The sequence below is a fragment of the Noviherbaspirillum humi genome (genome assembly GCF_900188095.1).
Taxonomy (GTDB): Bacteria; Pseudomonadota; Gammaproteobacteria; order Burkholderiales; family Burkholderiaceae_D; genus Noviherbaspirillum; species Noviherbaspirillum humi.
Genome location: NZ_FZOT01000020.1, coordinates 1 through 14,123 on the forward strand (window position 1 = coordinate 1; position 14,123 = coordinate 14,123).

The 14,123-nt window shown below is 65.0% G+C and carries 12 protein-coding genes; 4 read left to right on the top strand and 8 right to left on the bottom strand.

Features of this window, described 5'->3' with window-relative positions; all coding sequences use genetic code 11:
• The 4 genes from CHB88_RS20830 to polA form a co-directional block, all read right to left on the bottom strand.
• Positions 1 to 336, bottom strand: a 336-nt coding sequence (locus CHB88_RS20830; RefSeq protein WP_281255036.1) for a contractile injection system protein, VgrG/Pvc8 family, incomplete at its 3' end; no start/stop codon positions are given.
• 146 nt (positions 337 to 482) lie between these two features.
• Positions 483 to 1,217, bottom strand: coding sequence for a ZIP family metal transporter (locus CHB88_RS20835; RefSeq protein WP_245845124.1), 735 nt, complete (start codon positions 1,215 to 1,217; stop codon positions 483 to 485).
• 179 nt (positions 1,218 to 1,396) lie between these two features.
• Positions 1,397 to 2,302, bottom strand: coding sequence for a dienelactone hydrolase family protein (locus tag CHB88_RS20840; RefSeq protein WP_089401281.1), 906 nt, complete (start codon positions 2,300 to 2,302; stop codon positions 1,397 to 1,399).
• Positions 2,303 to 2,364: 62 nt separating this feature from the next.
• Positions 2,365 to 5,112, bottom strand: coding sequence for a DNA polymerase I (gene polA, locus CHB88_RS20845; protein ID WP_089401282.1), 2,748 nt, complete (start codon positions 5,110 to 5,112; stop codon positions 2,365 to 2,367).
• Positions 5,113 to 5,324: 212 nt separating this feature from the next.
• Between polA and CHB88_RS20850 the strand changes: the two genes are divergently transcribed.
• The 4 genes from CHB88_RS20850 (at position 5,325) to CHB88_RS20865 (ending at position 8,952) form a co-directional block, all read left to right on the top strand.
• Positions 5,325 to 5,810, top strand: coding sequence for a hypothetical protein (locus tag CHB88_RS20850; RefSeq protein WP_176442585.1), 486 nt, complete (start codon positions 5,325 to 5,327; stop codon positions 5,808 to 5,810).
• A 54-nt stretch (positions 5,811 to 5,864) separates the two neighbouring features.
• Positions 5,865 to 6,821 carry a homoserine kinase gene (locus tag CHB88_RS20855; protein WP_089401283.1) on the top strand — a complete coding sequence of 319 codons (957 nt, stop codon included), beginning with the start codon at positions 5,865 to 5,867 and terminating at the stop codon, positions 6,819 to 6,821.
• A gap of 15 nt (positions 6,822 to 6,836) precedes the next feature.
• Positions 6,837 to 7,601: a BPSS1780 family membrane protein gene (locus CHB88_RS20860; protein WP_089401284.1), complete on the top strand. Its 765-nt coding sequence runs from the start codon at positions 6,837 to 6,839 to the stop codon at positions 7,599 to 7,601.
• 133 nt (positions 7,602 to 7,734) lie between these two features.
• Entirely contained in the window at positions 7,735 to 8,952 is a 1,218-nt protein-coding gene (locus tag CHB88_RS20865) for an HD-GYP domain-containing protein (RefSeq protein ID WP_089401285.1), read from the top strand.
• Positions 8,953 to 9,030: 78 nt separating this feature from the next.
• On the opposite strand, the gene CHB88_RS20870 is transcribed toward CHB88_RS20865, so the two are convergent.
• From CHB88_RS20870 to CHB88_RS20885, 4 genes are all read right to left on the bottom strand, one after another.
• Positions 9,031 to 11,328 carry a UvrD-helicase domain-containing protein gene (locus tag CHB88_RS20870; protein ID WP_089401286.1) on the bottom strand — a complete coding sequence of 766 codons (2,298 nt, stop codon included), beginning with the start codon at positions 11,326 to 11,328 and terminating at the stop codon, positions 9,031 to 9,033.
• 211 nt (positions 11,329 to 11,539) lie between these two features.
• Entirely contained in the window at positions 11,540 to 12,151 is a 612-nt protein-coding gene (thiE, locus tag CHB88_RS20875; RefSeq protein ID WP_089401287.1) for a thiamine phosphate synthase, read from the bottom strand.
• Positions 12,148 to 12,939 carry a bifunctional hydroxymethylpyrimidine kinase/phosphomethylpyrimidine kinase gene (gene thiD / locus CHB88_RS20880; RefSeq protein ID WP_089401288.1) on the bottom strand — a complete coding sequence of 264 codons (792 nt, stop codon included), beginning with the start codon at positions 12,937 to 12,939 and terminating at the stop codon, positions 12,148 to 12,150. The genes thiE and thiD overlap by 4 nt, the downstream gene beginning before the upstream one ends.
• On the bottom strand, positions 12,936 to 13,730 hold the full coding sequence (locus tag CHB88_RS20885; RefSeq protein WP_089401289.1) for a thiazole synthase: 795 nt from the start codon (positions 13,728 to 13,730) through the stop codon (positions 12,936 to 12,938). Before CHB88_RS20885 ends, thiD begins: the two co-directional genes overlap by 4 nt.
• Positions 13,731 to 14,123 lie beyond the last annotated feature (393 nt).

Below are 14,123 nucleotides of genomic sequence, written 5' to 3' on the forward strand. Positions count from 1 at the left end.
CAGGGTCAGGCCGTAGCAGGCGAAGCCGCCGTCGCTGCCGAGCTGGCGGGCAGCGGTGACGACGCCGGCCAGTTCGTGCCAGCTGCCGTCAGCGAGCTTGAGGGCAATGGCGGCGGGCTGGCCGATGAGGTCCTTGAGTTCGAAGAAGGCGTCGGTGGACAGGCAGTGCAGCTCATAGCGGTAGCAGGCGGACAGGGCTTCGGCGGCTTCGAGGCGCTGCGGCAGGAGGAGGTCGTCGGCGAGGCCGCTGGCATCGGCGAAGCGCAGGCGCAGGCTGCGCTGGTCTTGGGAGAAGGTGAGGAGGAAGGCATCGAGCAGCGCGGCGAGGTCGGGCATGGTTCATCCGGCAGGGTTGCAAAAAATGCAATGCGGGATGATAGCAAGGGGTCAATCGACCAGCGATGAATTTGCCTCCGCGATCCAGTATTGGCAAAGAAAAAGGCTCCCGCAGGAGCCTTGAGCCAGGATGCGGACCCCGCCGCTCAGTGGGCATGTCCCCGGCTGGTGAGGAACAGCACCACCGACACGCCGAGCGCGATCAGGATCACCTGCGGGATCGTCTCGCGCACCGTGGCGCGGCGCTGCATCTGCGGCATGAGGTCGCTCACCGCGATGTAGATGAAGCCGGACGAGGCGAACACCAGCACATAGGGAATCAGGCCGCTGGCCTGGCCGAGGGTAAAGTAGCCGAGCAAGCCGCCGACCACCGCCATCAGGCTGCACAGCAGGTTGTAGACATAAGCCCGCACCCGGGTGAAGCCGGCATTGAGGAGTACGATGAAGTCGCCGATCTCCTGCGGGATCTCGTGGGCGATGATGGCCACGCCGGTGATCACGCCGAGGTTGGGGTCGGCGAGGAAGGCGGCGGCGATCAGGATGCCGTCGGTGAAGTTGTGCAAACCGTCGCCGACCAAGATCATCCAGCCGGCCTTGCCGGCTTCATGGGCGTCATGGCCATGCTCGTGGCCGTGGCCGTCGCCTTCGTAATGATGGGAGTGGCGCAGGATGGCCATCTTTTCCAGCAGGAAGAAGCCGAGCAGACCGGCCAGCAGCACCGCGAACAGGGTATGCGGATCGGCCTGGGACTCGAAGGCTTCCGGCAGCGCATGCAGCAGCGAGGTCGACAGCAGGATGCCGACCGACAGGCTGACCATTCTCTCCACCACGCGCGACAGCAGCGAAAACGAAAACACCGCCGCAGCGGAAATGCTGAGCACACCCGCGAGCGTCGTGGCGAGCAGGATGGATAGCAGCGTGGGATTGATTTTGGGCCTCGAGGGATGTTGCGACAGGGCGCAAATTAAAACACAGCTGTTTTCTTTCGGCAAACCGCAGCCTGAACCGGCGCAGGCCGGCTCAGGTCAGGCGGTAATGCGAGGCGCGGTTGCGAAGGGGATCAGGCGCCAGCGGTGGCGGCGCCCGGCAGGCCGTGGCTGCGGAACCACTCCAGGCAGCGCTTCCAGCCGTCGCGGGCATCCGGCTCGCGATAGCTCGGCCGATAGTCGGCGTGGAAGGCGTGGCTGGCTTCCGGATAGATCACGAACTCGGACTTGCTGCCGCCCTTGGCCAGCGCGGCCTTCATCTGATCCACGCTTTCGAGCGAGATTCCGGCGTCCTTGCCGGCGTAGAGGCCGAGGATGGGCGCCTTCAGGTCGGCGGCGATATCCACCGGGTGCCTGGGCTGCAGCTCATTGCGGTCGCCGGTGAGGCGGCCGTACCAGGCGACGCCGGCCTTGACCTTGGGATTGTGGGCGGCATACAGCCAGGTGATGCGGCCGCCCCAGCAGAAGCCGGTGATGCCCAGCTTGTCGGTATTGCCGCCGTTGCTGCCGGCCCAGGCGACGCAGGCGTCGAGGTCGGTCATGACCTGGGCATCCGGCACCTTGGAGATCACCTGCTTCTGGATTTCCGGAATGGAGTCCATCTTGGAGGGATCGCCCTGGCGCAGGAACAGGTCGGGCGCCAGCGCCAGATAGCCCTGCTTGGCGAAGCGGCGGGCGACGTCGGCAATGTGCTCATGCACGCCGAAGATCTCGGACACCACCAGGATCACCGGCAGGTCGGACTTGCCAGCCGGCTGGGCGCGGTACACCGGCACTTCCTGGCCGTTGACATTGATCTTCACTTCGCCGGCGGTGAGGCCGGCGGTGTCGGTCTTGATGACGCTCTGCGCCATCACCGGCATGACGGCAGCGGCGAAGCCGGTGCCGAGCGCGGTCTTGATGAAGTCGCGCCGGTCCATCTCTCCGGACAGCGAAGTGGGAGCAATCAGGGTATCGATCTCTTTTTCCAGGGTACTCATGCATCCTCCATGGTGGTGTCTCGTTGTAGGCGTTCTCGCGGTTCCGGCGCGACGCCATGTTTTCAGTGCGCCTCTTCCCAGTTGCGGCCGACGCCGACCTCGGCGATCAGCGGCACCTTGAGCGTGGCGACGCTGCTCATCAGTTCCGGAACCCGCTGCTGAATATACGACAATTCCGCTTCCGGCACTTCCAGCACCAGTTCGTCGTGCACCTGCATCACCATGCGCGACTGCCGGCCTTCCTGCTCCAGCATGTCCTGCACCGCGATCATCGACAGCTTGATCAGGTCGGCGGCGGTGCCCTGCATCGGCGCGTTGATCGCCGCCCGCTCGGCGCCCTGACGGCGCGGGCCGTTGGGAGAATTGATCTCCGGCAGCCAGAGCCGGCGGCCGAATACGGTTTCCACATAGCCGCAGGCCTTGGCCTGGGCGCGGGTGTTGGCCATGTACTCCGCCACCTTCGTATAGCGGGCGAAATAGCGGTCGATGTACATCTGGGCGGCGCCGCGCTCGATGCCGAGGTTGCCGGCCAGTCCGAAGGCGCTCATGCCGTAGATCAGGCCGAAGTTGATCATCTTGGCCACACGGCGCTGATCGCTCAAGACGTCGGCCGGCGCCACGCTGAAAATTTCGGCGGCGGTGGCGCGGTGGATGTCCTCGCCGGCGGCGAAGGCGCGCAGCAGGCTTTCATCCTCCGAGATATGGGCCATGATGCGCAGCTCGATCTGCGAATAGTCGGCGGAGACGATCATGCTGCCCGGCGGCGCGACGAAGGCTTCGCGGATGCGGCGGCCTTCGGCGGTGCGCACCGGAATGTTCTGCAGGTTGGGCTCGTTGGAGGACAGGCGGCCGGTCACCGCCACCGCCTGCGCATAGTTGGTATGCACCCGGCCGCTGTGCGGGTCCACCATCTTCGGCAGCTTGTCGGTATAGGTGGACTTCAGCTTCGATAGCCCGCGATACTCCAGCAGCACCTTGGGCAGCGGATAATTCTCCGCCAGCTTCTGCAGCACCTCCTCGTCGGTGGACGGGGTGCCGGACGGGGTTTTCTTCACCACCGGCAGCTGCAGCTTGCCGAAGAAGATCTCGGCCAGCTGCTTGGGCGAGTTCAGGTTGAAGGGCTGGCCGGCGAGGTCGTAGGCCTGCTTCTCCATCTCCAGCATGCGCCGGCCGAGTTCGTTGGACTGGGTGGCCAGGAGCGCGGTGTCGATCAGCACGCCGTTGCGTTCCATCTTCTGCAGCACCACCGAGGTCGGGATCTCGATCTTCTCGTAGATGTAGCGCAGGCCGTCGTTCTCCGCCACGTGCGGCCACATCGCCTGGTGCAGCTGCAGGGTGACGTCGGCATCCTCGGCGGCGTACTCGGTGGCGCGCTCCAGCGTCACCTGGTCGAAGCCGATCTGCGAGGCGCCCTTGCCGCACACCTCTTCATAGGTGACGGTCTTGCGGTTCAGGTGGCGCAGCGCCAGGCTGTCCATGTCGTGGGAGCGGTGCGATTCGAACACGTAGGATTCCAGCAGCGTGTCATGCACGATGCCGCGCAGCTGGATGCCATGGTTGGCGAAGATGTGGGCGTCGTATTTCAGGTGCTGGCCGAGCTTGGGCTTGGCCGCATCCTCCAGCCAGGGCTTGAGCTTTTCCAGCACGAAGTCGATGCCAAGCTGGTCCGGCGCATCCTGGTAGCGGTGCGCCACCGGGATGTAGGCGGCGATGCCGGGCTTGCAGCACAGCGAGATGCCGACCAGGCGCGCCTTCATCGCGTCGAGCGAGGTGGTCTCGGTATCGACCGCGGTCAGTTCGGCGGCCTCGATCGCATCCAGCCAGCGCTGCAGCTGAGCCTCGGTCAGCACCGTTTCGTACTCCGCCACCGGCGCCGGTCCGGAAGGGGCGGTCACGCTCGGCCCCACTTCGCCTCGGTGCACCTGACTTTCGGCGCGCACGCCGCCGGATTCGCCGGTGAATTCGCGCAGCATGGTCTTGAAGCCGAAGCGGCGCAGGAATTCGGCCAGCGCTTCCTGGTCGACCGGCTTCGCCACCAGCGATTCCGGGATCGACGCCATGTGCTCCACCAGGTCGCAGTCGGTCTTCACCGTCAGCAGCACCCGCGCCTGCGGCAGCCAATCGAGCGCCTTGCGCAGGTTGTTGCCGACCGCGCCGCCGATCTCGTCGACGCGGGCGATGATGTCGTCCAGGGTGCCGAACTGGGTCAGCCACTTCACCGCCGTCTTCGGCCCCACCTTCTCCACCCCTGGCACGTTGTCCACCGTGTCGCCCACCAGCGTGAGGTAATCGACGATGCGCTCCGGCGGCACGCCGAACTTGGCGATCACGCCATCGCGGTCGAACTTCTCGTTGCTCATGGTGTTGATCAGCATGACGTCGTCGTTCACCAGCTGCGCCAGGTCCTTGTCGCCGGTGGAGATGACCGTCTTCAATCCATGCCTGGGCGCCATCGCCGCCAGGGTGCCGATCACGTCGTCCGCTTCCACGCCTTCCACCATGAGGATCGGCCAGCCGAGCAGGCGCACCGCCTCGTGGATGGGCTCGATCTGCTTCGACAGGTCTTCCGGCATGGAGGAGCGCTGCGCCTTGTACTCGGGATAGAGATGGTCGCGGAAGGTCTTGCCCTTGGCATCGAACACGCAGGCGATGTAGGCGGCGTCGTAGTCGTTGCGCAGGCGGCGCAGCATGTTGATCATGCCGTGGATGGCGCCGGTGGGAAAACCTTCCGAATTGCGCAAATCCGGCAAGGCGTGGAACGCCCGGTAGAGATAGCTTGAGCCGTCGACCAGCAACAGGGTTTTGTCCATAAGGAATCGAGAATGTGACTGCGGATGGTGGGATGGTGATGATGCGAAGTTAGCACCGGATTATCGCAGGTTTATCGCCGGCACCGGACCGCCGCCCGGCCCTCGATTCGCCCTGGCAATGCAGGTTTTTTCGGTGATGGGGATGCCTTTTGCTAAAATGAACGCAAAGAACAAGCATCCAATCCGCTTCACCACGACCCGACCACTCCATCATGGCTTCCCTCTCCACCCGGCATCTGATTGCCGCAGGCGCCCTTCTTTTCGTTTTTTCCCCGGTCCTGCATGCGCAGCAGCCGGCCCGGGCGGAAGCCCCGCCGCCGCCGAAGCTGGAGCCGCTGGAGGAAGGCGAGCCGCCCGGCGTCACCATCCGCAAGCCCGAAGACCAGCAGCAGCGCATCGAGGAAAAGCGCGGCCCTGGCGGCAAGGTGGACGAGATCCGCGTCAATGCCGGCGGCAGCAATTACGTACTGAAGCCGAATGAGCAGGCCGGCACCAGCGTGCCCGGCGATGGCCAGAGCAGCGGCAATCGTGCCGCCCAGTGGGAAGTGAAGACCTTCGACCTCAGCCGCCAGCAGGACAAGGACCAGGCCGGCGCCGACCAGGGCAATGCCCAGCCGCAGCCGCCTGCGGCCGGCCAGCAGGGCCAGGCTCAGAAGCCGGCCCAGCCGGCCCAACCCGGGCAGCCCGCCAAGAAATGATCTTCGGGCCGCGACAGGCGGCCCCGCCGACCAACCTCAACTTTTGCTTCGCTCATGGCAGTATTCACCCCGGTCAGCCTGGATGACCTCGAGACCTGGATCACGCAGTTCCCGCTTGGCAAGGCGATCGCCGTGCGCGGCATTTCCTCCGGCATCGAAAACAGCAATTTCTTCCTGACCACCGAGCGCGGCGAATATGTGCTGACGCTGTTCGAAAAACTGAGCTTCGAACAGCTGCCTTTCTATCTCAACCTGATGCGGCACCTGGCCGAGCGCGGCGTGCTGGTGCCGGCGCCGGTGGCGAACGGCCGGGGCGAAATTTTGCACAGCCTGCACGGCAAGCCGGCCAGCATCGTCACCAGGCTGCAGGGCAGTTCTCAGATGAACCCGCAGCCGGTGCATTGCGCCGCCGTCGGTGCGATGCTGGCCCGCATGCACCTGGCGGCGGAGGATTTCCCGATGCAGCAGCCCAACCTGCGCGGCCTGGCCTGGTGGCACGAAACGGTGCCGGTGGTGCTGCCCTACATACCGGACGAGGCCAAGGCGCTGCTGCGCGCCGAAATCCATACGCAGGAAGCCTTTGCCGCGTCCCATGTGTACCATCAGCTGCCGCGCGGCCCCATCCATGCCGACCTGTTCCGCAACAACGTCATGTTCGACGGCGAACGCCTGACCGGCTTCTTCGATTTCTACTTCGCCGGCTGCGACACCTGGCTGTTCGATGTGGCGGTGACGGTGAACGACTGGTGCATCGATCTCGACAGCGGCAGGCTCGATCCAGCGCGGCTGCGGGCGATGCTGGCCAGCTATCATGCGGTGCGTCCCTTCACCGAGGCGGAGAAGGCAGGCTGGCGCACCATGCTGCAGGCGGCGGCGCTGCGCTTCTGGCTCTCGCGGCTGTACGACTTCTACCTGCCGCGCGAAGCCGAGATGCTGACGCCGCACGACCCCACCCATTTCGAGCGCATCCTGCGCGAACGTATCAACCATCCTGCACCCGCATTGTTCTGACACGATTCTGACGACATGGAAAAACTGCCTGGAAACGCCGGTTGGCAATGGATCAAGGGAGGCTTCGCCCTGTTTCGCAAGCAGCCGACCGAGATGTCGACCCTGTTCCTGAGCTACGTTTTTCTGATGCTGGCGATGGGCATCGTGCCGCTGTTCGGGCAGATCCTGCCGATGGTGCTGGTGCCGGTGTTTTCCATCAGCTTCCTGCAAGCCTGCGCCAACATCGAGCGCGGCAAGAAGGTCTATCCCAACCTGCTGCTGGCCGGCTTCCGCTCGCCCGCCTTCATGCGCCTGGTGCGGCTCGGCCTGCTTTACCTGCTGGCTGCGGTGCTGGCCATTGCCGCGTCCGCCATGATCGACGGCGGCGTGTTCTGGAACATCATCACCGGCCAGTCGGCGCTGGACGCCTCGACGGTGCGCGGTTCCCACATGTCGCTGGCGATGATCTTCGCCGCCGTGGTCTATACGCCGGCGGCCATGGCCTTCTGGTATGCGGCGCCGCTGGTCGCTTGGCAGAACATGGGGCTGGGCAAGGCGATGTTCTTCAGCTTCTTCGCCGTCAAGCGCGCCGGACGCGCCTTCTTCATCTACGGCCTCGCCTGGCTGGCGATCAGCATCTTCCTGCCGGCCGTGGTCAGCGGCATCCTGGGCCTGATCTTCGGCCGCACCGCCATCATCATGCTGGTGCTGCTGCCGCTGTCGCTGGTGATGACCATCATCATGTATTGCTCCTTTTATCCCAACTACACCGACATCTTCGGCAAGCCGCAGACGCCTTGACCGGATGACGCAGTGCGATGTTGATGCAAATCAACCCGAGCTGCGAAGTAACCGCTAAGTTTCCAGCAGGAATTATTTCTCGATATACTTCCAGTATTCGCCTTTCCTGCAGCTACTATCCATCGGTTACAGCATGATCAAGAAGATTTCATCCGGCCAGCTCAAGCTGGGCATGTACATTCATGACTTGTGCTGCCACTGGATGGAACACCCCTTTGCCCGCAACCGCTTCCTGATCACGTCGGAGCGGGAAGTGGAAAAAATCCTGCAGGCCGGCATCCGCGAGCTCTATATCGATACCGGCAAGGGCCTGGACGCGCCGGACGCACCGACGGCCCAGGAAGTCAGGGAAAAAATCGAAAGCCAGATGGTCGACCTGGCAGCGCGCCAAGCCACGCCGATCCGCATTTCGCTCGCCGAGGAGATGGACCGGGCGCGGCGGGTGCGGCAGCAGGCGCATCAGGTGGTGCGCAGCGTCATGCACGATGCCAGGCTGGGCAAGGCGGTCGAGCTCGACCGGGTGGAGCCGGTGGTGGAGGAAATTACCACCTCCATCCTGCGCAATCCCGGCGCCCTCGCCGCCCTGCTGCACATCAAGACCAAGGATGACTACACCTTCCTGCATTCGGTCAGCGTCTGCACCCTGATGGTGGCATTCTGCCGCTCGGCGGGACTCGATGCGGCCACCACCCGTCAGGCGGGGCTGGGTGGCCTGCTGCACGACATCGGCAAATCCCTGGTGCCGGACGCGGTGCTGAACAAGCCGGGCCGGCTGACCGACGAAGAGTTCGCCCTGATCCAGCGCCATCCGCAGGACGGGCACGAGATCCTGAGCCGCACGCCTGGCATCGGCGCCATCCCGCTGGACATCACCCTGCACCACCATGAGCGTGTCGACGGCAGCGGCTACCCGGGAAAGCATGCCGGCGACGCCATCAGCCAGCTGGCGCGCATGGCGGCCATCATCGACGTCTACGACGCCCTCACCTCGGAGCGCTGCTACCACAAGGCGATTTCGGCGGCGGAAGCGCTGCGCAAGCTGCATGAATGGAGCCGCTTCCATTTCGATCCGCAGCTGGTGCAAGCCTTCACCCGCACCGTCGGCATCTACCCGGTGGGCACGCTGGTGCTGATGGAGTCGGGCCGGCTCGGCGTGGTCACCGGCCAGCATGCGAGCAATCTGCTGACGCCGACGGTGAAGGTTTTCTTCAGCACCCGTTCCAACACCTACATTCCGCCGCAGGAAGTCGACCTGGCGCGCCCGCTGGGCAGCGGCGGCGCCGACCGCATCATGAGCCATGAATCGGCCGCCAAGTGGCGAGTCGATCCGATGCGCTTTCTCGCCGCCTGAGCGGCAATCCCGGCAACCCAAAATACAAAAAACAAGAGCGGCCAGGGGCCGCTCTTCCAGGCATGGGCTGCGCCCTGCTCAGTGACCGAGCCGCGGCGCCAGCTTCTCCAGCTTGGCGATGTTCAGGTCGAGCAGCTTCATGCCATGCTTGCCGAAGTTGATGTGGGCCCGCATGTTGGCGCCGCTGCCTTCGAGGTTGACGATCACGCCTTCGCCGAACTTGGCATGCGATACCGATTCGCCGATGCGCCAGTTGCCGACCTTGTTGCTGAAACTTTGGGCGATGCTGTTGGCGGCCGCTTCCGGCGCCTCGTCCCAGGCGCTCTGGCTCTTCAGGCCGAACCAGTGGTGCTGCTGGGCCTTGGGCGAGAGCCATTTCAGCGCATGCTCCGGCAGCTCGTCGAAGAAGCGCGACTTCATGTTGTAGCGCGTCTGGCCGTGCAGCATGCGGGTCTGGGAGAAGGTGATGTAGAGCCGCTTCTTGGCGCGGGTGATGGCGACATACATCAGGCGCCGCTCTTCCTCCACGCCGCCTTCTTCCTGGGCGCTGTTCTCGTGCGGGAACAGGCCTTCCTCCAGGCCGGTGATGAAGACCGCGTCGAACTCCAGGCCCTTGGCCGAATGCACCGTCATCAGCTGCAGCGCATCCTGGCCAGCCTGGGCCTGGTTGTCGCCGGCCTCGAGCGAAGCATGCGACAGGAATGCCGACAGCGGCGACATCACCGCCGCCAGCGGCGTGTCGGCATCGATGATCTCGACGCCGTCCTCGGTCAGCAGCGCGGGGCCGGAAGCGGCGGCCGCCTTCGGCCCGAGATAGGCCGGGGTGTCGATGCCGTAGCCCTCTTCCGAGACGAACAGCATCGCCGCACTGACCAGCTGCTCCAGGTTCTCGATGCGGTCGGCGCCTTCCTTCTCGGTCTGGTAATGCGGGATCAGGCCGCTCATCTCCAGCATCACCTTCACCAGCTCCTGCAGCGGCAGCTGCTGGGTCTCGAAGCGCATGGCCTCCACCAGCTTGACGAAGCCGCCGAGCGAGGTGCCGGCCTTGCCGGCGACATAGGGCACCGCCGCGTACAGCGAGATGCCGTACTGCTTGGCCGCGTCCTGCAGCTGCTCGATCGACTTGGCGCCGATGCCCCGAGTGGGGAAATTCACCACGCGCAGGAAGGCGGAGTCGTTGTGCGGGTTGTCCATCAGCTGCAGGTAGGCGATCGCATGCTTGATCTCGGCGCGCTCGAAGAAGCGCTGGCCGCCGTAGACGCGGTACGGGATGCCGGAGTTGAACAGCGAATGCTCGATCACCCGCGACTGGGCGTTGGAGCGGTACAGCACCGCGATCTCGCTGCGCAGCATGCCCTCGCCGATCAGGCTCTTCACCTGCTCGATGATCCACTGCGCTTCCTGGATGTCGCTGCTGGCTTCATACACCCGCACCTGCTCGCCATGGCCGGCGTCGGTGCGCAGGTTCTTGCCGAGGCGCTTGCTGTTGTTGGCGATCAGCGTATTGGCGCTGTCCAGGATGTGGCCGTGCGAGCGATAGTTCTGCTCCAGCTTGATCAGGTTCTGGACATTGAACTCGCGCTCGAAGGCGATCATGTTGCCGACGTTGGCGCCGCGGAAGGCGTAGATGCTCTGGTCGTCGTCGCCGACGGCGAACACCGCGTTGCCTTTGCCGGCGATCAGCTTGAGCCAGTTGTACTGCAGGTTGTTGGTGTCCTGGAACTCGTCCACCAGGATGTGGCGGAAGCGGCCCTGGTAGTGCTCGCGCAGCGGCTGGTTGCGCGTCAGGAGTTCATAGGTGCGCAGCAGCAGCTCGGCGAAATCCACCACGCCCTCGCGCTGGCACTGGTTGTCGTAGAACTCGAACAGCTCCACGAACTTGCGGTTGTAGTCGTCGTTGACCTCGACGTCGCGCGCGCGCAGGCCCTGCTCCTTCGCATTGTTGATGAAGTACATCAGATTGCGCGGCGGGTACTTCTCGTCGTCGACGTTGAGCGCCTTGAGCATGCGCTTGATCATCGACAGCTGGTCGGCGCTGTCCAGGATCTGGAAGGTCTGCGGCAGGCCGGCGTCGCGGTAATGCGCGCGCAGCAGCCGGTTGCACAAGCCATGGAAAGTGCCTATCCACATGCCGCGCGTATTGATCGGCAGCATGGCCGACAGGCGCGACATCATTTCCTTGGCTGCCTTGTTGGTGAAGGTCACCGCCAGCACGCCGGCCGGCGACACCTGCCCGGTCTGGATCAGCCAGGCGATGCGGGTGGTCAGCACGCGGGTCTTGCCGGAACCGGCGCCGGCCAGGATCAGCGCATGCTGGGGCGGAAGAGTGACGGCGGCGAGCTGCTCGGGATTGAGGTTTTCGAGGAGGGTCTGCATCCACGGATTATAAGCCGGTGGGTGCTTTCCTGTACCTGCATCCAGTGGTTTTTGCCGGCGATTCAGCCACCGCGATGATGAAGAAATAACGCTTTGATTGATCTTCCGGCAAGCGTGCGGAGGAACGGCGCCCGGCCTGCCTGAATCGGTGTCAATCGATGACAGTCAATGCCTCGAGCGGCAAGCCCGGACGCTTCGCGCGGCTGCGACGTTACGCCGCGAACAGATTGCCCAGCATGCGCGCCGCGGCTTCCGGATCATCCGCCATGTAGACGCTGCTGATCACCGCCACCATGTCGGCGCCCTGCGCCACCAGCGGCGGCGTGTTGGCCTGGGTCATGCCGCCGATCACCACCACCGGCAGCGGAATCTCCCGCTTGGACTGCGCCACGATGTCGGGCGGCGTGGAGACTTCATACTTCTTCACCCGCGACGGATAGAAGCCGCCGAAGGCGACGTAGCTGGCGCCGCTCGCATGGGCCGAGCGCGCCAGGTCCAGGCTGCCGTAGCAGGAGGCGCCGACGATCTTGTCCGGCCCCACTGCCTTGCGCACCTCGGCCACGGCGGCATCGGTGCCGCCGACGTGGATGCCGTCGGCATCGAGTTCCAGGCACAGGTCCACATGGTCGTTGATGATGAACGGGGTGCCGTAGCGCCGGCACAGCGCCTGCAATGCGGTCGCCTGCTCGCGCCGCAGCGCGGCGTCGGCGGTCTTGTGCCGGTACTGCAGCAGCGCCGCGCCGGCGCGCAAGGCCGCTTCGCTCACCGCCAGCAGCTTGCCGGTATCGTCCCAGTCTGGCGTGACGAGATAAAGTCCCTTCATGTTGTCTTCTCCATGGTGGCCCATCGATTCGGGATGCGCTGGCCTTCCGCGATGGCGTAGGAAGACAGCAAGGTTTGCTCGCAATAGGCCTGGGCCCGTTCCAGCGCCTCGCGCATGGCGATGCCGCGCGCCAGCAGCGCCGCCAGCGCCGAGGCCAGGGTGCAGCCGGTGCCGTGAAAGCCGCCCGGCAGGCGCGGCCATTGCCATACCTGCTCGCCCTGTGCTGAAAACCAGCGGTTGACGATCACATCACCTTCGCCGTGGCCGCCCTTGACCAGCACGTTCGGGCATTGTTCGAGCAGCAGCGCCGCCTGCCGTTGGATGCTGTCGGCGCCGGGACACAGCCGCGCCGCCTCGGGCAGGTTGGGCAGCACCACGCTGGCCAGCGGCAGCAGCGGCCGGATGATCCCGACCGGGTCTTCGATGGCCAGCGCATTGCCGTGGCCGCTGGCCAGCACCGGATCCAGCACCACCGGCAGATCCGGACGCCGCTGGCGCAGCCGGCGGATCAGCGCGGCGATCGCCTCGCCATTGGCGCGGTTGCCGATGATGCCCAGCTTCACCGCCGCGATCTCCATCTTCGACGCCAGCGCCTGCGCCTGCTGCGCCACCATGTCGGCCGGCACCGGCATGACGGCATGGACGCGGTCATTGTCCTGCGCCGTCAGCACGGTGATCACCGACAGCGGATGGGCGCCGAGGGCCATCACCGCCTGGATGTCGGCCTGCATGCCGGCCCCGCCGCTCGGATCCGAGCCGGCGAGGATCAGCACGTTGGGCCGGTTCACGTCGCCTTGCCTTCCACCGGCGAGGACGGCGAGGCGGCGAAGCGCTTCGGAATGCGGCCGGCGAGGTAGGCATCGCGGCCGGCTTCCACCGCCAGCTTCATCGCCCGCGCCATGCGGATCGGATCGCGCGCGCCGGCGATGGCGGTGTTCATCAGCACGCCGTCGCAGCCGAGCTCCATCGCGATCGCCGCGTCGGACGCGGTGCCGACGCCGGCATCCACCAGCACCGGCACCTTGGCCTGCTCGATGATGAGGCCGAGGTTCCAGGGATTGAGGATGCCCATGCCGGAGCCGATCAGCGACGCCAGCGGCATCACCGCGCAGCAGCCGATTTCTTCCAGCATCCTGGCCTGGATCGGGTCGTCGCTGCAGTAGACCATGACATCGAAGCCATCCTTCACCAGCACCTCGGCGGCCTTCAGCGTCTCGGGCATGTTGGGGAACAGCGTCTTCGGGTCGCCCAGCACTTCCAGCTTCACCAGCTTGTGGCCGTTGAGCAGCTCGCGCGCCAGCTGCAGGGTATAGACCGCATCCTTGGCGTTGTAGCAGCCGGCGGTGTTGGGCAGGATGGTGTATTTGGACGGCGGCACCACGTCCAGCAGGCTGGGCGCGTTCGGATCCTGGCCGATGTTCACCCGGCGGATGGCGACGGTGATGATCTCGGCGCCGCTGGCCTCGGTGGCATCCTTGGTTTCCTGCAGGTCCTTGTACTTGCCGCTGCCGACCAGAAGGCGGGAGCGGTAGGTCTTGCCGGCGATGGTGAGGAGGTCTGGGGTTGTGGCGGTTGTCATTTGGGGGTCCTTTGGTTCGTCGGTGTTTTGAGCGAAGGGCGGGCAGCGGGTATGGCAGCGGTTTGAAGTGCGAATTCTGAGCATCTGCAGAGTAAGACCGAGCCATCAAGGAAAGCCCCCTCCCCCTCAGGGGGAGGGCTGGGGGCGTAGCAGGGGTTTCGCGAAGCACCGCTTCGCGCCTGCGCAGCCGAATGCGCTTGTAAGCGCATTCGTGGGTGAGGGTGGGTTTCTTTTGCAGGTAAAGAACTGTCTTTCATCGCGCTGGACACCCATCCCCACCCACAGCAGCGCTTGTAAGCGCTGCTGGCTGCGCAGGCGCGGAGCGGTGCTTCGCGAAACCCCTGCTACGCCCCTAACCCTCCGCTTGAAGGGGAAGAGATTCTGTAGTCATAC